Source organism: Streptomyces sp. NPDC029164, assembly GCF_055563995.1.
Window position 1 is genome coordinate 62,353 of sequence record NZ_JBVHWW010000006.1, and the last position, 20,203, is coordinate 82,555.

Here is a 20,203-nt window from a genome sequence, read left to right on the forward strand (position 1 = left end):
GAAGCCGGCCCGGTGCTGTGACACACAGCACCGGGCCGGCTCGCGTTAACCGCGGCTAACCTGGCCCGTATGACCATCTCTCTCGAAGTCTCCGAAGGCGTCGGCACCATCCGCCTGGACCGGCCGCCCATGAACGCCCTGGACATCGCCACCCAGGACCGGCTGCGCGAGCTCGCGGTGGAGGCGACCGACCGGGCCGACGTCCGCGCCGTCGTCATCTACGGCGGCGAGAAGGTGTTCGCGGCGGGCGCGGACATCAAGGAGATGCAGACGATGGACCACGCGGCGATGGTCGCCCGGTCCCGTGCGCTCCAGGACGCCTTCACCGCCGTCGCCCGCATCCCCAAGCCGGTCGTCGCGGCCGTCACCGGCTATGCGCTGGGCGGCGGTTGCGAGCTCGCGCTGTGCGCCGACTACCGGATCGCCGCCGACAACGCGAAGCTCGGCCAGCCCGAGATCCTGCTCGGCCTGATCCCGGGCGCGGGCGGCACCCAGCGCCTCTCCCGGCTGGTCGGCCCGTCGAAGGCCAAGGACCTCATCTTCACCGGGCGCATGGTCAAGGCCGACGAGGCGCTCACCCTGGGCCTGGTCGACCGGGTCGTGCCCGCCGCCGAGGTGTACGAGCAGGCGCACGCCTGGGCCGCCAAGCTGGCGCAGGGCCCGGCGATGGCGCTGCGCGCCGCCAAGGAGTGCGTGGACGCCGGCCTGGAGGCCGACATCGACACCGGGCTCACCATCGAACGCAACTGGTTCGCGGGCCTGTTCGCCACCGAGGACCGCGAGCGCGGCATGCGCAGCTTCGTCGAAGAGGGCCCGGGCAAGGCCAAGTTCGTCTGAGCGAGGCGCCGGTCCTCCCTGGGGGTGGATTAGCCAGGCCTTAAGGCGGCCTTAAGCGGAAACGGTGATCCACTGACCGTGATCACTTCCCTGCGGTGTGTCACCGCAGGTCAATCCGGGTATTAAGGCACCCTTGTTGCCTCCCGCATATGACAGGACACCCCCTTGGATTCGTTGAATCCGGGGGGTGTTTTCCTCTGGAACGGCCCGGAGGGGCAGGTCGGCCGTCCATGATGGGTGCATGGCGGGCCTGGAGGGTGTGGAACAGCCGCGGCAGCGCGGCAGCGCTTCGACGGTACGGCTCACGGCGGCTGTTGAGGACGAACAGGGTCTCAAGGCGCTGGAGTTGTACGGGAATCCGGCCGAGGCGGAAGTGACACTGCCGTCCATGCCGGAGTCGGCGAGCACGGCACGCCGGCTCACCCAGTGCGTGGTGATCCGCCTCTGGGGACTCTCGCCGCAGATCGCCGAGCATGCCGTCCTGCTGGTCTCTGAACTCGTCGGCAACGCGGTGCGGCACACCGGGGCCCGCTCCTTCGGCTTACGCATGCTGCGGCGGCGCGGCTGGATCCGGGTGGAGGTCCGCGATCCCTCGCGCGGACTGCCCTGCCTGATGCCGGTCCACGAGCTCGACACCACGGGCCGGGGCCTCTTCCTCGTCGACAAGCTGTCCGACCGCTGGGGCGCCGACCTGCTGCCGCGCGGGAAGATCACCTGGTTCGAGATGCGGGTCGCGGACCGCCAGAACGCCTAGGAAACGCCTGAAGCCCCCGGCTCGCCGCGGTGGGGCGGCGTGGGGGCTTCATGGGTGCGCCGAGGATCGAAGGGGGTGTGATCCTCGGCGTGGCGACTTCGCTCGGGTCAATGGGGAAGCCGTGATTCCGACTATGGCAGACGAGGGTCCAAACGCCAAAAGTCCCTACTTGGGCATAAGTGTGCAAATCGTAAGACTTTCTAGCTAAATCCTAGGTGAGGTGGGCCACTCGCCTCGTAATCTATGAATAACCATCGGAACCTCTGAGTAAATCGTTGATCACATAGAGGATTGGCCACCCGTTCGGACCCTTCTGGGGGGCGTCCCGAATTGGGTCAATCATTACCTTCCGGGTCATCCACCCCTTAAATGGGCAGGTGCTCTCACAACCAGGCCGCCGCGCGGCCCTGCGCGGGGCCCTGCGTGCGGCCGGTCTCGGAGCGGCCGCGACCGCGGCGGCCGGCCTCACCGCCGCCTGCGGACCGGGCCGCCCCGCCCCCGGGTCCTCCGCCCCGCCCCCCGGTCCGGCCAGACCCGACCGCCCCGCCAAGGCGGCCGCCGCCTCCCCCCGCCGGTTCGCCGGGCAGCCCGTGGAGATCGGCCACGGCCCGCGCGACCGCCCCCGGGTCGCCCTCACCTTCCACGGCAACGGGGACCCCGCCATCGCCCGGGCGGTCCTGACCGAGGCCGAACGCGGGGGCGCGCGGGTCACCGTACTGGCGATCGGCACCTGGCTCGACGCCCACCCGGACATGGCCCGCCGCATCCTCGACGGAGGCCACGAACTCGGCAACCACACCCAGCGCCACCTCGCCGTCAACGACCTGCCCGAGGCGGAGGCCTACGCCGAGATCACCGGCTGCGCCCAGAGGCTCAAGCGGCTCACCGGCTCCATCGGCACCTGGTTCCGGCCCTCCCAGACCCAGTACGCGACCCCGCTCGTCCGGCAACTGGCCCAGCGGGCCGGCTACCCGCACGTCCTCTCGTACGACGTCGACTCCCTCGACTTCACCTCGCCCGGCGCCGCGGCCGTCATCCGCACCGTCACCGGGACGATCCAAGGCGGATCGGTGGTGAGCCTGCACTTCGGCTACGCGGACACGGTCGACGCGATGCCTCCCCTCCTCGAAGAACTCGCGCGCCGCAAGCTGCGCGCGGTGACCACCACGGAGCTGCTGACCCAATGACCACCACCCGCCTTCCCCGGAAGGTCACCGTGCTGCTGGCCGGTCTGGTCCTCGCCGCCCTCGCCGGCTGCGGCGCAGCCGAAAAGGGGCCCGCCGAGGCGCTCGGCACCAAGGGCCCGGCCAAGCCCGTCAAGGCCGTGCCGGCCATCCCGCCCGGCCTGCCCGGCATGCCGCCGCTCCTCGATCCGAACGACGTCTACGCGGCGGACCGGCCGAACAGGCTCTCCCCGGTGGTCAAGGACTTCCCGTCCCGCGTCTACGTGCCGAACACCAACTCCAACACGGTGTCCGTCATCGACCCGGTGACCTACCAGGTCATCGACACCATCCCGGTCGGCGTCCAGCCCCAGCACGTGGTGCCCTCCTGGGACATGAAGACCCTGTGGGTCAACAACAACCGCGGCCACACGCTCACCCCGATCAACCCGGCCACCGGCGAGGCCGGGAAGCCCGTCGAGGTGCACGACCCGTACAACCTGTACTTCACGCCGAACGGCAAGTACGCGATCGTCATGGCCTCGATGGACAAGGAGCTGGTCTTCCGGGACCCGCACACGATGGACCGCGTCAAGACGGTCCCGGTGACCTGCTACGGCGTCAACCACGCGGACTTCTCCGCCGACGGCCGCTACTTCATCGTGAGCTGCGAGTTCTCCGGCGAGCTCCTCAAGGTCGACACCGAGCGGATGGAGGTCATCGGCCAGCAGAAACTGCCGTTCGAGGGCGCGATGCCGCAGGACGTCAAGGTCTCCCCGGACGGGAAGACCTTCTACGTCGCGGACATGATGGCGCACGGCATGTGGGTGCTCAGCGGGGACAAGTTCGAGACCCCCAAGCTGCTGCCCACGGGCAAGGGCTGCCACGGCCTGTACGTGAGCCGCGACTCCAAGGAGATGTACGTCTCCAACCGCGGCGAGGGCACCATCTCGGTCTACAACTTCCCCGAGAACAAGCTCACGAAGAAGTGGACCCTGCCGGACGGCGGCAGCCCCGACATGGGCGGGGTCTCGGCCGACGGCAAGGTGCTCTGGCTGTCGGGCCGCTACAACTCCGAGGTGTACGCGATCGACACCGTGACCGGCAAGCAGCTCGCCCGGATCCCGGTCGGCGGCGGCCCGCACGGGCTCGCGGTGTACCCGCAGCCCGGCCGCTACTCGCTCGGCCACACCGGGATCTTCCGGTAGCCGAGCACGCGCCAGCCGAAGAGCCCTTCGGCCCAGTGATGTGACGACGGTGCCCCGGGGGCTCGCACGACTCCCGGGACACCGTCGTCGGCCCGTCGGGCCACGGACTACCAGGCGACCGGAAGCCGCTCCGGAAGCCGCTTGATGAAGCCCGTGCGCCAGACGAGGTTCTCGGCGGGCACCGCGAGGCGCAGCCCGGGCAGCCGCTCGACCAGCACCTCCAGCGCGATCTCGGCGTGTGCCCGGCCCAGCGCGCAAGCCGGGCAGAAGTGCCGCCCGGCGCCGCGGGCGAGATGGGCGTTCGGGCTCTCGCGCTCCAGGTCCAGCTCGTCCGGGTGCTCGAAGGCCTCCGGGTCGAAGTCGGCGCCCTCCAGGAGGACGAGGACGAGCTCGCCCTCCTTCACCAGCACGTCGCCGACCCGAACGTGTCGTCGCTCAGGTGGGCCGACTCCGGGTCGGCCTCCTTCAGCCCGGCGAACCTGCCGGGGAGCCCCGTACGCTCCCCGGGGGCCAGCGCGAGCTGGACGCCCAGCCGCTCGGCGAAGTAGCCACGTCCTTGTACCGGTTGAGGGCCGAGTCGGCGAACGGCTCGCGCGCGGTCATGAAGGCGATGTCCAGCGAGAGCGGGAAGTCGAGGAGCGGATGCGGCTCCCGGCCCTCCCGGCCCTCAAGCTGCTCGACGCTCATCGGCGGTCCCTTCGGTCGGTGCGTGGTCCGTGGCCGCGACGGGCTCGGGCCGTACGACGGCGTACGCCTGGTTGCGGGTCGCGCGCAGGCCCCCGCCGCGTGCGAAGAGGACATCGGTCAGCGGCATCCTGACGTGGTAGGCCGCCACCGAGGAGGGCACGTCGAGAATGCTCGGGGTGTCCACGAAGAACGGCAGCTCGGCCGCCATGTAATCGAAACGGACCTGCCACTGGACGGCTGTGATCGATTCACCTTCCGGCAACTTGGATCCGACAAAATGCAGGGCCATCTCCTCGTATCCCTTGCGGAATTCGTCGTCGGTTTCCAGGAAATGCGGGATACGGCGGTGGAGCAGTTGGTAAACGGGGTTGGACTGAAACTCCGACAGGGCTCGCACGCGAATATCGGCCCGTCCGGGTCCGGACTCCTCCACGCCCTTGAGGATCCGCCGCCGGACCGCCTTGATTTCCTTCGCGGCGCGCTTCTCCGCATGCTCGCGGGTGTAGCCGAAGGCGCCGAACATCCGGTCCACGTGGAGGTCTGCGTAGACGAAGTCGACCTGTGCGAAGCGGGTCGTGGCCCACTGGGCGAGGCCGGCGACGCGCTCGGAACTGAAGTGGCTGTTTCCGGGACTCACTCCGATGAGCACATGGTCGCCGTCTTCCCAGATGTGGCGGCAGGTGCGGGTGAAGGGCAGAACTTCGAATGATGCGTCAGCTGTGATCGTCACCGGTGTGATCGCCCTTGTTGCCGCTGGTCCCTGGGAGCCCTGCGCTCCTGGTGTGGCGGCAATTCCGTGACGTTATGCCGTGGCCCCGGAGCGTGACAAGCGCGGGCCGGATTTGTTGGCTGGAATTATCGCTTCCGTATTTCGGAAGGCTCATTGGATTTCTTTCTGCCGTCCGAACGGGACCCGCGGCGGGGGCCGTCCGGGAGGACCGCTACCCTGAGCCGGTCAACAAGCACCAAGAAGGGGTGGACCCAGTGGCGGACATCGAGAGCGCACGGACGACGTTCGGCAAGTTCGACGTGAACGGTGACGGCTTCGTCACGGCCGACGAGTTCAAGGCCGCCATGGCGGCCATGGGCGACCCGTTCGTCACCGGCCCGGTCGCCGACGCCGTGATCGCCGCCAAGGACGCGAACGGCGACGGCCTGCTGAGCTTCGACGAGTTCTGGGCCTCCCTGAGCAAGTAGCCCCTCCACGTCCGCTCCCGCCCCGCGCATCCCGGCCCGCCGGCCGGCCGGGGCGGGAGCGCGTGTGTGTCAGGCCTCCGGCCCGGACGACATGTCCCCGACCTCGGCGAGGGCCTCCTCCAGCCAGTGCAGCCAGAACGTCTCCAAGGCGATCCCGCCGTGCAGGACGAGCCGGCGCAGCCGGTCCTCCACGGCGTCGCGCCCCGGCGGGAAGTCCTTCTCCTCGATGGCCTCGTACTGCGCCAGCCGGCGCCGGTGCAGGTCCAGATGGCGCCGCAGCTCAGGGCCGAGCCCCTGCGGCCCCACCACGCCCGCCGCGCGGATCCGCAGCAGCAGCGGGTCGCGCATCGGCTTCGGGTCCTGGCTCTCGCCGACCCACCGCGCCAGCTCCGCGCTGCCGCCGGGCAGCACCTCGTACTCCTTCTTCTGCCCCCGCACGGGCACCTCGCTGGGCAGCGCCCGGATCAGCCCGGCCTCCTCCAGCCGCCCCAGCTCGCGGTAGATCTGCTGGTGCGTCGCCGACCAGAAGTAGCCGATCGACTTGTCGAACCGCCGGGTCAGCTCCAGCCCGGACGAGGGCTTCTCGAGCAGGGCGGTGAGGATGGCGTGCGGGAGGGACATGCCGCCATCCTAGGTTTGCGGCCGCCCCCGTTCGGCCGCCCCCGTTCGGCCGTCCCCGGCTGGTGGCCGGGCCCGGCGGTCCACAGGCTGGGGGAGTGTCCGCCGACTTCGAGTACCCAGACCTCACCGCCGTGTACGTGAACTGCACGCTCAAGCGCTCGCCCGAGACCAGCAACACCGAGGGCCTGATCGACAAGAGCCGGGCGGTCATGGAAGCCGCCGGCGCCCGCACCTCGCTCATCCGGGCCGTCGACCACGACATCGCGACCGGCGTCTGGCCGGACATGACCGACCACGGCTGGGAGAGCGACCAGTGGCCGGTCCTCTACAGCCAGATCATGGACGCCGACATCCTCGTGCTCTGCGGCCCCATCTGGCTCGGCGACAACAGCTCCGTCATGAAGCAGGTCATCGAACGGCTCTACGCCTGCTCCTCCCTCCTGAACGAGCAGGGCCAGTACGCCTACTACGGGCGGGTCGGCGGCGCGCTGATCACCGGCAACGAGGACGGCGTCAAGCACTGCGCCATGAACATCCTCTACAGCCTCCAGCACCTCGGCTACGCGATCCCCCCGCAGGCCGACGCGGGCTGGATCGGCGAGGCCGGACCCGGGCCCTCGTACCTCGACGCCGGCTCGGGCGGTCCCGAGAACGACTTCACCAACCGGAACACCACCTTCATGTCGTGGAACCTGATGCACCTGGCCGCCCTGCTCAAGCGCGCGGGAGGCATCCCGGCCCACGGAAACCAGCGCTCGCTCTGGGACGCCGGCTGCCGCTTCGACTTCCCCAACCCCGAGCACCGCTGAACCCGTGCCAGACCGGAGGAAGCCTGTGGAGCAACTGCTGAGAGTCCAGAACTTCAGCGTCTCGCGCGACGGATTCGGCGCCGGGGAGCACCAGAGCCTGGAGCGGCCCTTCGGAGACGCCGATCCCGGGGAGATGTTCGCCTGGGCCGGAGCCACGGCGAGCTGGCCCAACCGCACCGACCCCGGAGGCAGCCGCGGCCTCGACGACTACTTCACCCGGGACTTCGCGCACCACATCGGTGCCGAGATCATGGGCCGCAACAAGTTCGGGCCCCAGCGCGGGCCCTGGGCCGACCACGCATGGCGCGGCTGGTGGGGCGACGAACCCCCCTTCCACACGCCGGTGTTCGTCATGACGCACCACGAGCGCCCGTCGTTCACGCTCTCCGACACCACCTTCCACTTCGTCGCCGCCGACCCGGCCACGGTCCTCGGCATGGCGCGGGAAGCGGCGCAGGGCAGGGACGTCCGGCTCGGCGGCGGGGCCACCACCATCCGGGAGTTCCTCGACGCCGACCTCGTCGACACCCTGCACGTCGCGGTCTCACCGGTGGAGATCGGAGCCGGGGCACGGCTCTGGGAGTCCCCCGACGAGCTCCTCGACCGGTTCCACCTCGACGTCGTGCCCAGCCCGAGCGGCGTGACGCACCACCTCTTCTGGCGGCGGTGACCGTCCCAGGGCGCGCCTACGCCGGCACCTCCGCCAGTGCCGACTCCGGCCGTGCCGACTCCGGCCGTGCCGGCAGCGGCCGGGCGTTCATCCGCCGGCAGCCGGCCAGGGCCTCCCGCAGCAGGGCGCGGGCGAGCAGCGGGCCGGTGGCGGGCCCGGGGCACGTGCGACGCCCCGGACCCGCCGGCCTGTCGGCTCGTCCGCTCGTCACTGGGTGACGTGCGAGATGTCCACGACGAACCGCTCCGGGGAGTGCAGGGTGTAGGCGCGGTAGTACGGCACCGTGTCGAAGGCGGCGCCGAGGGTCACGTACCCCTCGTAGTCGCCGGTCAGGGCGAGACCCTTGAGCTTGCTGAGGTAGATCTTCTGGAGCTTGGGTCCCTGGTAGACGTTCTGCCCCGCGTCGTTGTGCGCGGCGGCGGGGTGGAAGCGGATCTCCAGGAAGTACTTCCCGGCCAGCGGCACGGGCTTGCCGGACCCGTCGTAGACCAGCTGCGGGACGGGAGTGACGGTCACCTCGGGGACGTACCCCTGAAGGTCGACGACGATCCGGTCGTACGTGGCGTGCCCGCCCCAGCGGGCATTGACGACGAGCGGGGTCTGGCTCTGGGTGGCGGTGGCGGTGGCGGTGGGGGCGGTAGGGGCGGCGGCGGTGGTAGGGGCGGCCGAGGCAGGCGCGGCGAAGGAGAGGCAGGCGGCGAGCAGAGCGCCGGAGGCCAGGGCCACGATCTGCCGGAGACGTGCGTGGATCATGACGTCCCCTCGATTCCTGAGAGACGGGGACTGGTGGCACGGCTTAGGACGCCACGGAGGGATCCCGCGGTTCCCGCTCTCGCTCCCGCTCTCCTCCCCCTCCTGGTTCGGTCAATCCACCGCTGCACAACTGCCGTGGATGGCAAGGTGGTTGGGTGGAACCCGGCCCGCCCGACAGGAGAGAACCGGATGCGTCTTCCCCGCTTGTCCCGTCTTGCGACGGTCGCCGTGGCCCTCGTGCTGGCGGCCACCGCCTGCGGTGGTGACGCGGAGCGCGAGGTCTCGCAGGAGGGCAAGGGCGGCTACCGCTGGGTGGCCACGGACGAGATCTGCAACGTGCTCCCGTACGGCGAGCTCGCCGACCCGCTCGGAGCGCGCGAGGAGGCCGCGGACCGGGAGAAGCGGTCCGGCACGGGCGCCCCGGGCGTCACGTGCGTCCAGCCGCTCGTCGAGTCCGGCCCGGCGAAGTACGGGAACGTCAAGGTGGAGCTGGACCTCGCGTACACGGAGAGCGTCGACTTCTCCCAGGACGTCTTCGCCAGGGCCCGCGAGAACACGGCCAAGGACATGCCGGACAGCGGCTTCACCGAGGTGAAGGGCGTCGGCAAGGAGGCCTACCGGTTCGCCTTCAACAAGCCGACCGAGCTGCGGCAGGTCCATGCGCTGCGGCTGCGCGACAGCAACATGCTGATCGACGTGACGGTCACGGCCGAGGCGCGCACGCCGCCCACCGCCGAGAGCCTGAAGGCGTACGACGCGGCGGTGGACGATTTCGCCCGGGGGGTCCTCAAGGCCCTGCGCCGCGGATAGCGCCAAGGGCAGACGGAAGGGGCCCGGCGCGCACGCGCACCGGGCCCCTTCCGTCACCTGCCGTCGATCAGCACTCGATGACGTTGACCGCGAGACCGCCGCGGGCGGTCTCCTTGTACTTGACCTTCATGTCGGCGCCCGTCTCCTTCATGGTCTTGATGACCTTGTCGAGGGAGACCTTGTGGGTGCCGTCGCCGCGCATCGCCATCTTGGCGGCGGTGACGGCCTTGACGGCGGCCATGCCGTTGCGCTCGATGCAGGGGATCTGGACCAGACCGCCGACCGGGTCGCAGGTCAGGCCCAGGTTGTGCTCCATGCCGATCTCGGCCGCGTTCTCGACCTGCTCCGGGGTGCCGCCGAGGACCTCGGCGAGGGCGCCGGCCGCCATCGAGCAGGCCGAGCCCACCTCGCCCTGGCAGCCGACCTCGGCGCCGGAGATCGAGGCGTTCTCCTTGAAGAGCAGGCCGATCGCACCCGCTGCCAGCAGGAAGCGGACCACGCCTTCCTCGTCGGCGCCGGGCACGAAGTTCACGTAGTAGTGCAGGACCGCCGGGATGATGCCCGCGGCGCCGTTCGTCGGAGCGGTGACCACCCGGCCGCCGGCCGCGTTCTCCTCGTTCACGGCCATCGCGTAGAGGGTGATCCACTCCATCGAGAGCGCCAGCGGGTCGCCCTCGGAGCGGAGCTTGCGGGCGGTGTTCGCGGCCCGGCGCCGGACCTTCAGGCCGCCCGGCAGGATGCCCTCACGCGACATGCCGCGCGCGACGCACGCCTGCATGACCCGCCAGATCTCCAGCAGGCCCTCGCGGATCTCCTCCTCGGTGCGCCAGGCCTTCTCGTTCTCCAGCATCATCGCGGAGATCGACAGACCGCTCTCCCGGGCCATGCGCAGCAGCTCGTCGCCGGAGCGGAAGGGATACTTCAGCACCGTGTCGTCGAGCTTGATCCGGTCCTCGCCGACCGCGTCCTCGTCCACGACGAAGCCGCCGCCGACCGAGTAGTAGGTCTTCTCCAGCAGCGGGGCGCCGGCGGCGTCGTACGCGAAGAGGGTCATGCCGTTCGCGTGGTACGGCAGGGAGCGCCGGCGGTGGAGGATCAGCTGGTTCGGCTCGTCGAAGTCGATCTCGTGGACGTCGCCTATCTCCGCGCCCAGCAGCCGCAGCCGGCCGCTCTTGCGGATGCGCTCGACCTCGTCGTCCGCCGTCTCGACGTTCACGCTGCGGGGGGAGTGCCCCTCCAGGCCCAGCAGCACCGCCTTGGGGGTGCCGTGGCCGTGGCCCGTGGCGCCGAGGGAGCCGAAGAGCTCGGCCCGCACGGCGGCGGTCTGGGCGAGCACGCCGTCCTTCTTCAGCCGCGTCACGAACATGCGGGCGGCCCGCATCGGACCGACGGTGTGCGAGCTGGACGGACCGATGCCGATCGAGAAGAGATCGAAAACGGAAATGGCCACGTTGGCGGTCTCCCGGGTCATCCCCGCGGTGGCGGGGAACGGACCGTCCAGTCGCGCTCGCAGCGTAGCGAGGCGGCCGACGGAGGGGCGGACTTTGCAGGGATTGCGGGCAAAGATCACCTCGTGGGCGCCCTTGCCCGGTTCATCAGCGTACGTCAGTTCGTGCGGGGGCCGGTTACGCCGACCTGTACGGCGGCTTTCGCGGCCCCGACGTCGAGGACCGCGCCCCGGGTCATGGGGAAGGCCCGGCCTTGTGCGAGACGAGGCCGGGCCTTCCCAAGCCGTTGCCTAGAGCGACGGGTACAGCGGGAACTTCGCGGCGAGCGCGGAGACGCGCGCCTTGAGGGACTCGGCGTCGTAGGCCGGCTTCAGCGCCTGCGCGATGATCTCGGCGACCTCGGTGAAGGCCTCGGCGTCGAAACCGCGGGTGGCGAGGGCCGGCGTACCGATCCGCAGACCCGAGGTGACCATCGGCGGCCGCGGGTCGTTCGGGATGGCGTTGCGGTTGACCGTGATGCCGACCTCGTGGAGGCGGTCCTCGGCCTGCTGACCGTCGAGCTCGGAGTTGCGCAGGTCGACCAGGACCAGGTGCACGTCGGTGCCGCCGGTGAGGACGTCCACGCCCACGGCCTTGACGTCGTCCTGGACCAGGCGGGCGGCGAGGATCTTCGCACCCTCCAGGGTGCGCTCCTGGCGCTCCTTGAACTCGGGCGAGGCCGCGACCAGGAAGGAGACGGCCTTGGCCGCGATCACGTGCTCCAGCGGGCCGCCCTGCTGACCGGGGAAGACCGCGGAGTTGATCTTCTTGGCCAGCTCCTGCGTCGACAGGATGACACCGCCGCGCGGACCGCCGAGGGTCTTGTGCGTGGTGGTGGTGACCACGTGGGCGTGCGGCACCGGGTTCGGGTGCAGACCCGCGGCGACCAGGCCGGCGAAGTGCGCCATGTCGACCATCAGGTACGCGCCGACCTCGTCCGCGATGCGGCGGAAGGCGGCGAAGTCCAGCTGGCGCGGGTACGCGGACCAGCCGGCGACGATCAGCTGCGGCTTGGACTCCTTGGCGAGGCGCTCGACCTCGGCCATGTCCACCTCGCCGGTCTCGTCGACGTGGTACGGGACCACGTTGTAGAGCTTGCCGGAGAAGTTGATCTTCATGCCGTGGGTCAGGTGACCGCCGTGGGCCAGGTTCAGGCCCATGATCGTGTCGCCCGGCTTCAGCAGCGCGAACATCGCGGCGGCGTTCGCCTGCGCACCCGAGTGCGGCTGGACGTTCGCGGCCTCGGCGCCGAACAGCGCCTTGATCCGGTCGATCGCGATCTGCTCGACGACGTCGACGTGCTCGCAGCCACCGTAGTAACGGCGGCCCGGGTAGCCCTCGGCGTACTTGTTGGTCAGGACCGAGCCCTGGGCCTCCATGACGGCGACCGGAGCGAAGTTCTCCGACGCGATCATTTCCAGGGTGGACTGCTGGCGCACGAGCTCGGCGTCGAGGGCGGCGGCGACGTCCGGGTCGAGCTCGTGGAGAGGGGTGTTCAGTACAGACATCAGGGTCCCCTGGGGTCAGTTACCGGCGGTGAGCTTGGTGTACTCCTCGAAGGACAGGGTGTCCTTCGGCTCCTCCGAGAGGCGCACCTTGAAGAGCCAGCCGCCCTCGAACGGGGCGGTGTTCACGAGCGCCGGGTCGTCCACGACGTCCTGGTTGAACTCGACGATCTCGCCGGAGACGGGGGAGTACAGGTCGCTGACCGACTTCGTCGACTCCAGCTCGCCGCAGGTCTCGCCCTCGGTCACGGTCTCGCCGACCTCGGGGAGCTGGGCGTAGACGACGTCACCGAGCGCGTTGGCCGCGAACTCCGTGATGCCGACCGTCGCGACGCCGTCCACGGCGTCCGACAGCCACTCGTGCTCCTTGGTGTAACGCAGCTTCTCGGGGTTGCTCATGACCTGATTCTCCTGGATGCGGGGGAGTGGATACGAACGGTGGTCTCGGGTACTGAGACGCTGCCGGACGGGGTTCCCGTACGGCTCGTGCACGGCTGGACCGTGTGCGGAACTACTTCTGCCGCTTGTAGAACGGCAGCGCCACGACCTCGTACGGCTCATGCGTACCGCGAATGTCGACGCCGACGCCGGAGGTGCCGGGCGCGGCGTGCGCCGCGTCCACGTACGCCATCGCGATCGGCTTGCCCAGCGTCGGGGACGGGGCGCCCGAGGTGACCTCGCCGATGACCTGACCGTCGGCGACGACCGGGAAACCGGCGCGCGGGACGCGGCGGCCCTCGGCGATCAGGCCGACCAGCTTGCGCGGCGGATTGGTGGCGGCGCGCTCGGCGGCGGCCTCCAGCGCGGCGCGGCCGACGAAGTCCCCCTCCTTCTCGAACTTCACGACCCGGCCCAGACCCGCGTCGAACGGGGTGAGGGAGGTGGTCAGCTCGTGCCCGTACAGCGGCATGCCCGCTTCCAGGCGCAGGGTGTCGCGGCAGGACAGGCCGGCCGGCACCAGGCCCACGCCCTCGCCCGCCTTGGTCAGCGCCTGCCACAGCTCCACGGCGTGCTCGGGGGCGACGAACAGCTCGAAGCCGTCCTCGCCGGTGTAGCCCGTACGCGCGATCAGCGCGGGCACGCCCGCGACGGTGCCCGGCAGGCCGGCGTAGTACTTGAGGCCGTCCAGGTCGGCGTCCGTCAGGGACTTCAGGATGCCGGGGGACTCCGGGCCCTGCACCGCGAGCAGCGCGTACGCGTCGCGGTCGTCGCGGACCTCGGTGTCGAAGCCGGCGGCACGCTCGGTCAGGGCGTCGAGGACGACCTGGGCGTTGGAGGCGTTGGCGACGACCATGAACTCGGTCTCGCCGAGGCGGTAGACGATCAGGTCGTCGACGATCCCGCCGTCCTCCTGACAGATGTGCGTGTAGCGGGCGCGGCCGACGCCGACGGTGGAGATGTTGCCGACCAGCGCGTGGTCGAGCGCCTTGACGGCCTCCGGGCCGGTCAGCGTGATCTCGCCCATGTGCGACAGGTCGAAGAGACCGGCCTTGGTGCGTACGGCGTTGTGCTCGTCGCGCTCGCTGGCGTACCGCAGCGGCATGTCCCAGCCCGCGAAGTCGGTCATGGTCGCACCGAGCGAGCGGTGCAGCGCGTCGAGGGCGGTCAGACGGGGGGCAGTGCTCATGGGTGTGGCTCCCGAGTCCCAGGGCATGACATGACGAGGAGGGTCCTCCCCATCTGTCATCGGAACCTGAGAGGTTCGCCGAGAGTTCCTCGGCTTGCACCTTGGGTGGAGCTGTCGAACAGCTCGCTTTTCAGATCTGCCTCATCCACGCGGTACGGGGCCTGAGAGATTCAAGGGAGGATCTTGCTCCTTCGGCGCCCGCGCACGGCCTTGCGGCGTGCCGGGACTCTCCCGCGCGGATTCAAGCGGCCGGTATGCAGTTGGTCCAGATGGCGCACATCATTGCACGCCATGCCCGTGATCGGGCGGAGGGGTCCGAAAGTTCGTACGGTACCCCGAGGGGGCGGACCGGAACCGGGGATGCCGGATTACCGTCTCTTTACACTCAGTGGGCAAGGGTCCTGGTGACCCGATTCGGGGGAGGCGAACACTGTGCGGAGATTCGGAGTGGTGACGACGACGGGAACGGTGGACGCGGTGCCGGCGCAGCGCGAGGCGCGCGGACGGGACCGCGAGCGCGAGCGTGCGGTGGACGCGGGCACCGGGTCCGTACGTGACCTGCGCGGACCCGAGGCAGGCGGCCCGCAGCGGCTCGCCTTCGCGGAGGGGGACATCGTCGTGGTGTCCGGCCTGCCCGGCGGCGGCAAGAGCACCCTGATCAAGCGGGCGGCCGCCGAGGGCGGCGCCGTCGACTCACAGGACACCCGCGAGCGCTGGGAACGGCGCATGCCCGCGGCCCTCCCGTACGCGGTGTACCGGCCGCTGGTGCGTGCCGCGCACTACTGGGGGCTGTGGCGGCTCCTGCGCTCCGGAGCCTCCGTGGTCGTCCACGACTGCGGTACGCAGAGCTGGGTGCGGGGGCTGCTCGCGGCGGCCGCGCGGCGCCGGGGGCGGGCGCTGCACCTGCTCCTCCTCGACAGCAGCCCCGCGGAGGCCCTCTCCGGCCAGGCGGCGCGGGGGCGGCGGGTCTCGGCCTACGCCTTCGCCCGGCACCGGGGCGCGGTGGGCCGCCTCCTGCGCGAAGCCGAAGCGGGCCTCCCCCCGCACGGCTGCGCCTCGGTCACCCTGCTGGACCGCGCCTCCGCCGCGACGGTGACCCGCATCGCGTTCCACGCCTGACCCGCCGGGTGCGGCGCCCCGGTCCTGAAGCCCCGCCGGCGTTCGAGGCGCGGCGGGCCGGGCCCCCGCAGCGGCGGCGCCAACGGGCCGGTACCCTGCGGGGCGACACGCGGCGGGATCACGGAGGCACGGGACATGCAGGGCAGCGGCTGGCCGGGGAATGAGCTGGAGCACGTGCTCGGGGCGGCGCTCGGGCAGCCGGACGCCGGCGGACGGATCCTGGAGGTGCTCGGGCGCAGCCAGGTGTGGGTGCCCCTGCCCGGCGGCGGTGGCCCGGACTCGGCCGACCTCACCCTGCCCACGATGGACATCGACGGCGCGGCCTACGTCCCCGTCTACAGCTCCGAGGCCCAGTTCCTCGCCTGCGTCGGCCCCGGCATGGACTTCGCCGTGGCCCCGGCCGTGGAGTTCGCCCGCGGCCTGCCGCCGCAGCTCGGCATCGCCGTCAATCCCGAGGGCGCCGTCGGCGTCCCGCTCCCCCCGCCCGCCGTCGCGGAACTCTGCCGTACCGGCCGGACCCCGCTCGACGGCGCCTCCACCGGCGGCCGCGTCCGGCTCTACGAGCCCGACTGGCAGGAGGACCCGGTGGACTTCCTGGCCGCCGCCGCCGAGGAGTTCCGGGCCACCGGAGTGGTCGCGGCCGCGCACCGCTGCCTGGCCAGCGTCGAGGGCGGGGCGCCGGAGCTGTTCATCGGTGTCCGCCTGGTGGGATGGGAACCCGAGATGCGCGAGGCCCCGATGGAGGCCCTCGGACGGGCGCTGACGCGTGTCGCGCCGCCGTGGCCCGTGCAGTTGATCCTGCTGGACGCCGCCCAGGACCCGGTCACGGACTGGATTCGTGAGCGCGTACGCCCCTTCTACCTCCCGTAGGGCCGCTTAAGCTGAGGGGCACGCGTGGACGACGGGCGGACGAAGAGGGGTACCGGGTGAGTGCGTCAGGCACGGCCGCGGCCGGGCAGGTCGAGCACATGATGCGCCAGGTGACCCCCGGGCGCTATGAGAGTTACGAGTCGCTCCTGCACGGCCTGTCCGAGGGGCGGCTCTGGATGCTGCTCTGGCAGGGGCAGCCGGGCTCCCCGGACGCCCAGTACGGCGGCATGGAGGTCGACGGCCTCGGGTACGCGCCCTGCGTCACCTCCCCGCAGGAGCTGGCCGCCAGCGGCTGGAACCGGGGCTACGAGGTGGTCACCGGGCGGGACATCGCCCGCGCGCTCTACCCGGACCGCTGGGGCCTGTGGCTCAACCCGCACGCCCCGGGCGGCGGCCTCGGCGTGCCCTGGGCCGACCTGCGCCGGATCGCCACCGGCCTGGACCGGATGCCGGCCGGCCCGCTGCGGCTCTCCGAGCCCGCCATCGAGCTCCCGCAGTTCTACGGGCTGCTGACCCAGCACGCGCACCGCACGCCCGCGGTCCGGTCGCTGCGCCGCGCCTGGGTGCAGCCCGCGCTCGGGTCCCCGTACCTCGCGGTCGGGCTCGACCTGTACGACGCCTCCGCGCCCGCGCTGGAATCCGTACGGGAGATGATGCGCCAGTCCGTCGGGGTGGTGCCCGAGGGCGTCCCGGTGTGCACGGTCGCGCTGGCGGACGAGCACGACCCGGTGGCGATGTGGCTGCGCGCGCAGACCCGCCCCTTCTACGACCGCGAGGGCCAGGCTCCGGCGTACTGATCCGTCTCCTCCACATATCGAGACAACCCCCTCGAAGGCCGCACCGGACCCATCGGTGCGGCCTTCGGCATATCCGCTGAATAGACCCAAGATCCATGCACGAAAAGGCAGTTGGGACGGATGTCCGTTCCGCGCCGAACGTGAGGTCTTGAACCGCTGAGGCGGGTGCGCCGTTCGGATAACGGAAGTCGACTCGTCACATCACGGTTGCGCATCACATCCCCGTCGGGTCTGGCGGGTGATCGAGAGACCGTTGAAGACTCCCCCCACTGAGAGGGCCCAACCAGCGGGTGCCCACTCTTCATCCGCATTTCGCGAGCAGTTCCGTAGCGACGAACCGCCGGCAACCAGCGACAACCGCGACACGATGTGAACCAAGCCGTCACAGCGGCTGGCAGGGGCCGGCCACCAGCCGGCCGAGAGGGGTCCCCACCACGATGACGGCACCTACCGAGACCAGCGGGCCCGCGGGGCTCCAGCCCGGCGCCAGCCCGGACGGGGCGAAGCAAGGGGCGATTGAGGGCCGTTCGCTCGGCCGGATCGCCTGGACCCGCCTCAAGCGGGACCGGGTCGCGATGGCCGGCGGGATCGTCGTCCTCTTCCTGGTCGTGCTGGCCGTTCTCTCGCAGCCGATCCAGGCGATCTTCGGCCTCGATCCCGACGCCCTCCACCAGGACCTGATCGACCCGTCGCTCGCGACCCCCATCGGTCCCTTCGGCGGCATCAGCTGGTCCCACCCGCTGGGCGTGGAGCCGAAGTTCGGCCGCGACATCGCCACCCGCATCCTGGAGGGCTCCTGGGTGTCGCTGCTCGTGGCCTTCGGTTCGACGCTGCTGTCCGTGGTCATCGGCTCGGTGCTGGGCGTCGTCGCCGGCTACTACGGCGGCTGGGCCGACACCGTCATCAGCCGGATGATGGACACCTTCCTCGCCTTCCCGCTGCTGCTGTTCGCGATCTCCATCTCGGCCGCGCTGCAGGGCGGTGCCTTCGGACTGGAGGGACTGCCGCTCCACATCAGCGTGCTGGTGTTCGTGATCGGCTTCTTCGGCTGGCCGTACATCGGACGCATCGTCCGCGGCCAGACCCTGTCCCTGCGCGAGCGGGAGTTCGTCGACGCGGCACGCTCCCTGGGAGCGCGGGGCCCGTTCATCGTCTTCAGGGAACTGCTCCCGAACCTGGTGGCGCCGATCCTCGTCTACGCGACCCTGCTGATCCCCACCAACATCCTTTTCGAGGCGTCCCTGAGCTTCCTGGGCGTCGGTATCCAGCCCCCGCAGGCTTCCTGGGGCGGAATGCTGAGCGAGGCCGTCAGGTACTACAAGGTCGACCCGATGTACATGGTCGTGCCGGGCCTGGCGATCTTCATCACCGTGCTCGCCTTCAACCTGCTCGGCGACGGTCTGCGGGACGCCCTGGACCCCAAGAGCCGCCGCTGAACCGTTTCCTCGGGCGCGGCCGGGCCACCGCCCACCCCATCACCACTCCACTCTGAATCAGGGGGCTTAACTCCACCATGAAAAGCAGGTCGAGATCAGCTGCGGTGCTCGTGGCCGCCATCAGCATCGCCATGGGCGCCTCCGCGTGCAGCGGCGGGGACAAGACGGGCGAGGGCGACGGCAAGGGTTCCGCCGCTGCCAACGCAGCCGTCACGGGCGTCGTCAACGCCTCGGACAAGAAGGGCGGGACGCTCGTCTACGAAGCGTCCGACACGCCCGACTCGTTCGACCCGGGCAACACGTACTACGGCTTCGTCTTCAACTTCAGCCGCCTGTACGCGCGTCCGCTGACCACCTTCGCCCCCGCCCCGGGCGCCGAGGGCAACAAGGTCGTGCCGGACCTCGCCGAGTCCCTGGGCGTCGCGAGCGACGGCGGTGCCACCTGGACGTACAAGCTCCGCAAGGGCGTGAAGTACAGCGACGGCACCGAGGTCACCTCGAAGGACGTCAAGTACGGCGTCGAGCGGAGCAACTTCGCCCGTGACGTCCACTCCAACGGCCCGAGCTACCTGGCCCAGTACCTCAAGGACAACGAGCCGAAGTACGAAGGCCCGTACAAGGACAAGAGCGACGAGGGTCTGAAGTCCATCGAGACCCCGGACGACCACACCATCGTCTTCAAGCTCAAGCAGCCCTTCGCGGAGTTCGACTACCTCCTGGCCAACCCGCAGTCCGCCCCGGTGCCGAAGGCCAAGGACGACGGCGCGGACTACGTCAAGCACATCATCTCCTCCGGCTCCTACATGTTCGAGAGCTACGAGCAGGACAAGCAGGCCGTCCTGGTCCGCAACCCGAACTGGGACGCCGGCAACGACCCGCTCCGCAAGCAGCTGCCGGACAAGATCGTCGTCAAGCTGAAGGTCAACCAGGAGACGATCGACTCCAACCTGAAGGCCGGCAACTCCCACATCGACATCGTGGGCAACGGCGTCGCCCAGCAGACCCAGTCGGAACTGCTGAGCTCGAAGGACCCGAACACCGACAACGCGCAGGGCGGTCGCCTCGTCTACATGGCGATCAACACCAAGGTGGCGCCCTTCGACAAGCCGGAGTGCCGCAAGGCCGTCCAGTACGCGGTGGACAAGGTCTCGGTGCAGACCGCCTTCGGCGGACCGGTCCGCGGCGCCATCGCCACCACGGTGCTGCCGACGGACATCCCGGGCCACGTGGACTTCGACACCTACAAGACCCCGGACAACAAGGGTGACGAGGCCAAGTCGAAGGAAATGCTGACCGCCTGCGGCCAGCCGAACGGCTTCGAGACCACCATCACGGCCCGCAACGACCGTGCCGGTGAGGTCGACATGGCCACCGCGATCCAGGCCTCGCTGAAGAAGGTCGGGATCACCGTCAAGATCCAGCAGTACCCGGCCGGCAAGTACTTCAGTGACTACGCGGGTGTCCCGAAGTTCACCGAGGACAACAAGATCGGCCTCATGATGATGCAGTGGGGTGCCGACTGGCCGACCGGCTTCGGTTTCCTCCAGCAGGTGGTCCACGGTGACGCGATCGGCAAGACGGGCAACACCAACCTGTCGCAGCTGAACAACCCCGAGATCAACAAGATGCTCAACGACAACATCGCCAACACCGACCCCGCCGCGCGGGAGAAGGTCTACGGCGACATCGACAAGAAGGTCATGGACGAGGCGGTCATCGTGCCGCTGACCTACTTCAAGGTGCTGCACTACCGCTCGCCGAAGATCACCAACGCGGTGTCGAACCCGGCCTGGAGCGGCCAGTACGACTACCTCAACGTCGGCCTGAAGTAAGTCCGAACCCAGTAAGGCCCG

Annotated in this window: 22 protein-coding genes and 1 riboswitch; of the genes, 13 read left to right on the plus strand and 9 right to left on the minus strand. The window is 70.2% G+C overall.

All coding sequences use genetic code 11. The features are described from left to right. Nucleotides 1–69 precede the first annotated feature (69 nt). From ACZ4VT_RS07915 to ACZ4VT_RS07930, 4 genes are all read left to right on the plus strand, one after another. Complete coding sequence (locus tag ACZ4VT_RS07915) at nucleotides 70–837, plus strand: enoyl-CoA hydratase/isomerase family protein (RefSeq protein WP_030708276.1); 768 nt, start codon at nucleotides 70–72, stop codon at nucleotides 835–837. Nucleotides 838–1,078: 241 nt separating this feature from the next. After that, on the plus strand, nucleotides 1,079–1,591 hold the full coding sequence (locus tag ACZ4VT_RS07920) for an ATP-binding protein (RefSeq protein WP_362805408.1): 513 nt from the start codon (nucleotides 1,079–1,081) through the stop codon (nucleotides 1,589–1,591). Between the two features lie 377 nt (nucleotides 1,592–1,968). Beyond that, a complete protein-coding gene (locus tag ACZ4VT_RS07925) occupies nucleotides 1,969–2,778 on the plus strand; it encodes a polysaccharide deacetylase family protein (RefSeq protein ID WP_467947620.1) in 810 nt (269 codons plus the stop codon). After that, the gene (locus tag ACZ4VT_RS07930; RefSeq protein ID WP_467947622.1) at nucleotides 2,775–3,962 is read left to right on the plus strand and encodes a YncE family protein; all 1,188 of its coding nucleotides are present in this window, start codon (nucleotides 2,775–2,777) and stop codon (nucleotides 3,960–3,962) included. The genes ACZ4VT_RS07925 and ACZ4VT_RS07930 overlap by 4 nt, the downstream gene beginning before the upstream one ends. A gap of 107 nt (nucleotides 3,963–4,069) precedes the next feature. Here ACZ4VT_RS07930 and ACZ4VT_RS07935 read toward each other — a convergent pair whose 3' ends face one another. From ACZ4VT_RS07935 to ACZ4VT_RS07945, 3 genes are read right to left on the minus strand one after another with little or no spacing between them, the layout of a single operon-like run. Beyond that, nucleotides 4,070–4,372 carry a hypothetical protein gene (locus ACZ4VT_RS07935; RefSeq protein ID WP_467947624.1) on the minus strand — a complete coding sequence of 101 codons (303 nt, stop codon included), beginning with the start codon at nucleotides 4,370–4,372 and terminating at the stop codon, nucleotides 4,070–4,072. Nucleotides 4,373–4,427: 55 nt separating this feature from the next. Continuing rightward, entirely contained in the window at nucleotides 4,428–4,649 is a 222-nt protein-coding gene (locus ACZ4VT_RS07940; protein ID WP_467947625.1) for a hypothetical protein, read from the minus strand. After that, complete coding sequence (locus ACZ4VT_RS07945; protein ID WP_467947627.1) at nucleotides 4,630–5,379, minus strand: tRNA-dependent cyclodipeptide synthase; 750 nt, start codon at nucleotides 5,377–5,379, stop codon at nucleotides 4,630–4,632. Before ACZ4VT_RS07945 ends, ACZ4VT_RS07940 begins: the two co-directional genes overlap by 20 nt. A gap of 254 nt (nucleotides 5,380–5,633) precedes the next feature. Between ACZ4VT_RS07945 and ACZ4VT_RS07950 the strand changes: the two genes are divergently transcribed. Beyond that, nucleotides 5,634–5,846 (plus strand): EF-hand domain-containing protein, encoded by a 213-nt coding sequence (locus tag ACZ4VT_RS07950; RefSeq protein WP_467947629.1) that lies wholly within the window; start codon nucleotides 5,634–5,636, stop codon nucleotides 5,844–5,846. A gap of 69 nt (nucleotides 5,847–5,915) precedes the next feature. Here the strand turns inward: ACZ4VT_RS07950 and ACZ4VT_RS07955 are convergent, their stop codons facing one another. Then, nucleotides 5,916–6,467: a PadR family transcriptional regulator gene (locus ACZ4VT_RS07955; RefSeq protein WP_467947631.1), complete on the minus strand. Its 552-nt coding sequence runs from the start codon at nucleotides 6,465–6,467 to the stop codon at nucleotides 5,916–5,918. Between the two features lie 95 nt (nucleotides 6,468–6,562). Between ACZ4VT_RS07955 and ACZ4VT_RS07960 the strand changes: the two genes are divergently transcribed. Both ACZ4VT_RS07960 and ACZ4VT_RS07965 read left to right on the plus strand, forming a co-directional pair. Next, entirely contained in the window at nucleotides 6,563–7,276 is a 714-nt protein-coding gene (locus tag ACZ4VT_RS07960; RefSeq protein WP_467947633.1) for a flavodoxin family protein, read from the plus strand. A 25-nt stretch (nucleotides 7,277–7,301) separates the two neighbouring features. Then, nucleotides 7,302–7,946: a dihydrofolate reductase family protein gene (locus tag ACZ4VT_RS07965; protein WP_467947635.1), complete on the plus strand. Its 645-nt coding sequence runs from the start codon at nucleotides 7,302–7,304 to the stop codon at nucleotides 7,944–7,946. Nucleotides 7,947–8,153: 207 nt separating this feature from the next. On the opposite strand, the gene ACZ4VT_RS07970 is transcribed toward ACZ4VT_RS07965, so the two are convergent. Further along, a complete protein-coding gene (locus ACZ4VT_RS07970) occupies nucleotides 8,154–8,699 on the minus strand; it encodes an AMIN-like domain-containing (lipo)protein (RefSeq protein WP_467947637.1) in 546 nt (181 codons plus the stop codon). A 189-nt stretch (nucleotides 8,700–8,888) separates the two neighbouring features. Here ACZ4VT_RS07970 and ACZ4VT_RS07975 point away from each other — a divergent pair, with 189 nt between their 5' ends. After that, nucleotides 8,889–9,509, plus strand: coding sequence for a hypothetical protein (locus ACZ4VT_RS07975; protein ID WP_467947639.1), 621 nt, complete (start codon nucleotides 8,889–8,891; stop codon nucleotides 9,507–9,509). A gap of 67 nt (nucleotides 9,510–9,576) precedes the next feature. Here ACZ4VT_RS07975 and ACZ4VT_RS07980 read toward each other — a convergent pair whose 3' ends face one another. From ACZ4VT_RS07980 to gcvT, 4 genes are all read right to left on the minus strand, one after another. Next, complete coding sequence (locus ACZ4VT_RS07980) at nucleotides 9,577–10,959, minus strand: L-serine ammonia-lyase (RefSeq protein WP_362854501.1); 1,383 nt, start codon at nucleotides 10,957–10,959, stop codon at nucleotides 9,577–9,579. 288 nt (nucleotides 10,960–11,247) lie between these two features. Further along, nucleotides 11,248–12,504: a serine hydroxymethyltransferase gene (gene glyA, locus ACZ4VT_RS07985; protein ID WP_467947641.1), complete on the minus strand. Its 1,257-nt coding sequence runs from the start codon at nucleotides 12,502–12,504 to the stop codon at nucleotides 11,248–11,250. Between the two features lie 15 nt (nucleotides 12,505–12,519). Further along, complete coding sequence (gcvH, locus tag ACZ4VT_RS07990; RefSeq protein ID WP_467947643.1) at nucleotides 12,520–12,900, minus strand: glycine cleavage system protein GcvH; 381 nt, start codon at nucleotides 12,898–12,900, stop codon at nucleotides 12,520–12,522. Between the two features lie 112 nt (nucleotides 12,901–13,012). Further along, nucleotides 13,013–14,128 carry a glycine cleavage system aminomethyltransferase GcvT gene (gene gcvT / locus ACZ4VT_RS07995; protein WP_467947645.1) on the minus strand — a complete coding sequence of 372 codons (1,116 nt, stop codon included), beginning with the start codon at nucleotides 14,126–14,128 and terminating at the stop codon, nucleotides 13,013–13,015. A gap of 140 nt (nucleotides 14,129–14,268) precedes the next feature. Next, nucleotides 14,269–14,372: riboswitch (glycine riboswitch) on the minus strand. A 206-nt stretch (nucleotides 14,373–14,578) separates the two neighbouring features. Between gcvT and ACZ4VT_RS08000 the strand changes: the two genes are divergently transcribed. The 5 genes from ACZ4VT_RS08000 to ACZ4VT_RS08020 all read left to right on the plus strand — a co-directional run bounded on the left by ACZ4VT_RS08000 (nucleotide 14,579) and on the right by ACZ4VT_RS08020 (nucleotide 20,182). Further along, the gene (locus ACZ4VT_RS08000; protein WP_467947647.1) at nucleotides 14,579–15,247 is read left to right on the plus strand and encodes an AAA family ATPase; all 669 of its coding nucleotides are present in this window, start codon (nucleotides 14,579–14,581) and stop codon (nucleotides 15,245–15,247) included. 135 nt (nucleotides 15,248–15,382) lie between these two features. Beyond that, on the plus strand, nucleotides 15,383–16,117 hold the full coding sequence (locus ACZ4VT_RS08005; protein WP_467947649.1) for an enhanced serine sensitivity protein SseB: 735 nt from the start codon (nucleotides 15,383–15,385) through the stop codon (nucleotides 16,115–16,117). A gap of 56 nt (nucleotides 16,118–16,173) precedes the next feature. Next, on the plus strand, nucleotides 16,174–16,914 hold the full coding sequence (locus ACZ4VT_RS08010; protein WP_467947651.1) for an enhanced serine sensitivity protein SseB C-terminal domain-containing protein: 741 nt from the start codon (nucleotides 16,174–16,176) through the stop codon (nucleotides 16,912–16,914). Nucleotides 16,915–17,351: 437 nt separating this feature from the next. Continuing rightward, nucleotides 17,352–18,350, plus strand: coding sequence for an ABC transporter permease (locus tag ACZ4VT_RS08015; RefSeq protein WP_467947653.1), 999 nt, complete (start codon nucleotides 17,352–17,354; stop codon nucleotides 18,348–18,350). A gap of 77 nt (nucleotides 18,351–18,427) precedes the next feature. Beyond that, nucleotides 18,428–20,182 carry an ABC transporter substrate-binding protein gene (locus tag ACZ4VT_RS08020; RefSeq protein ID WP_467947655.1) on the plus strand — a complete coding sequence of 585 codons (1,755 nt, stop codon included), beginning with the start codon at nucleotides 18,428–18,430 and terminating at the stop codon, nucleotides 20,180–20,182. The last annotated feature ends 21 nt before the right edge of the window (nucleotides 20,183–20,203 follow it).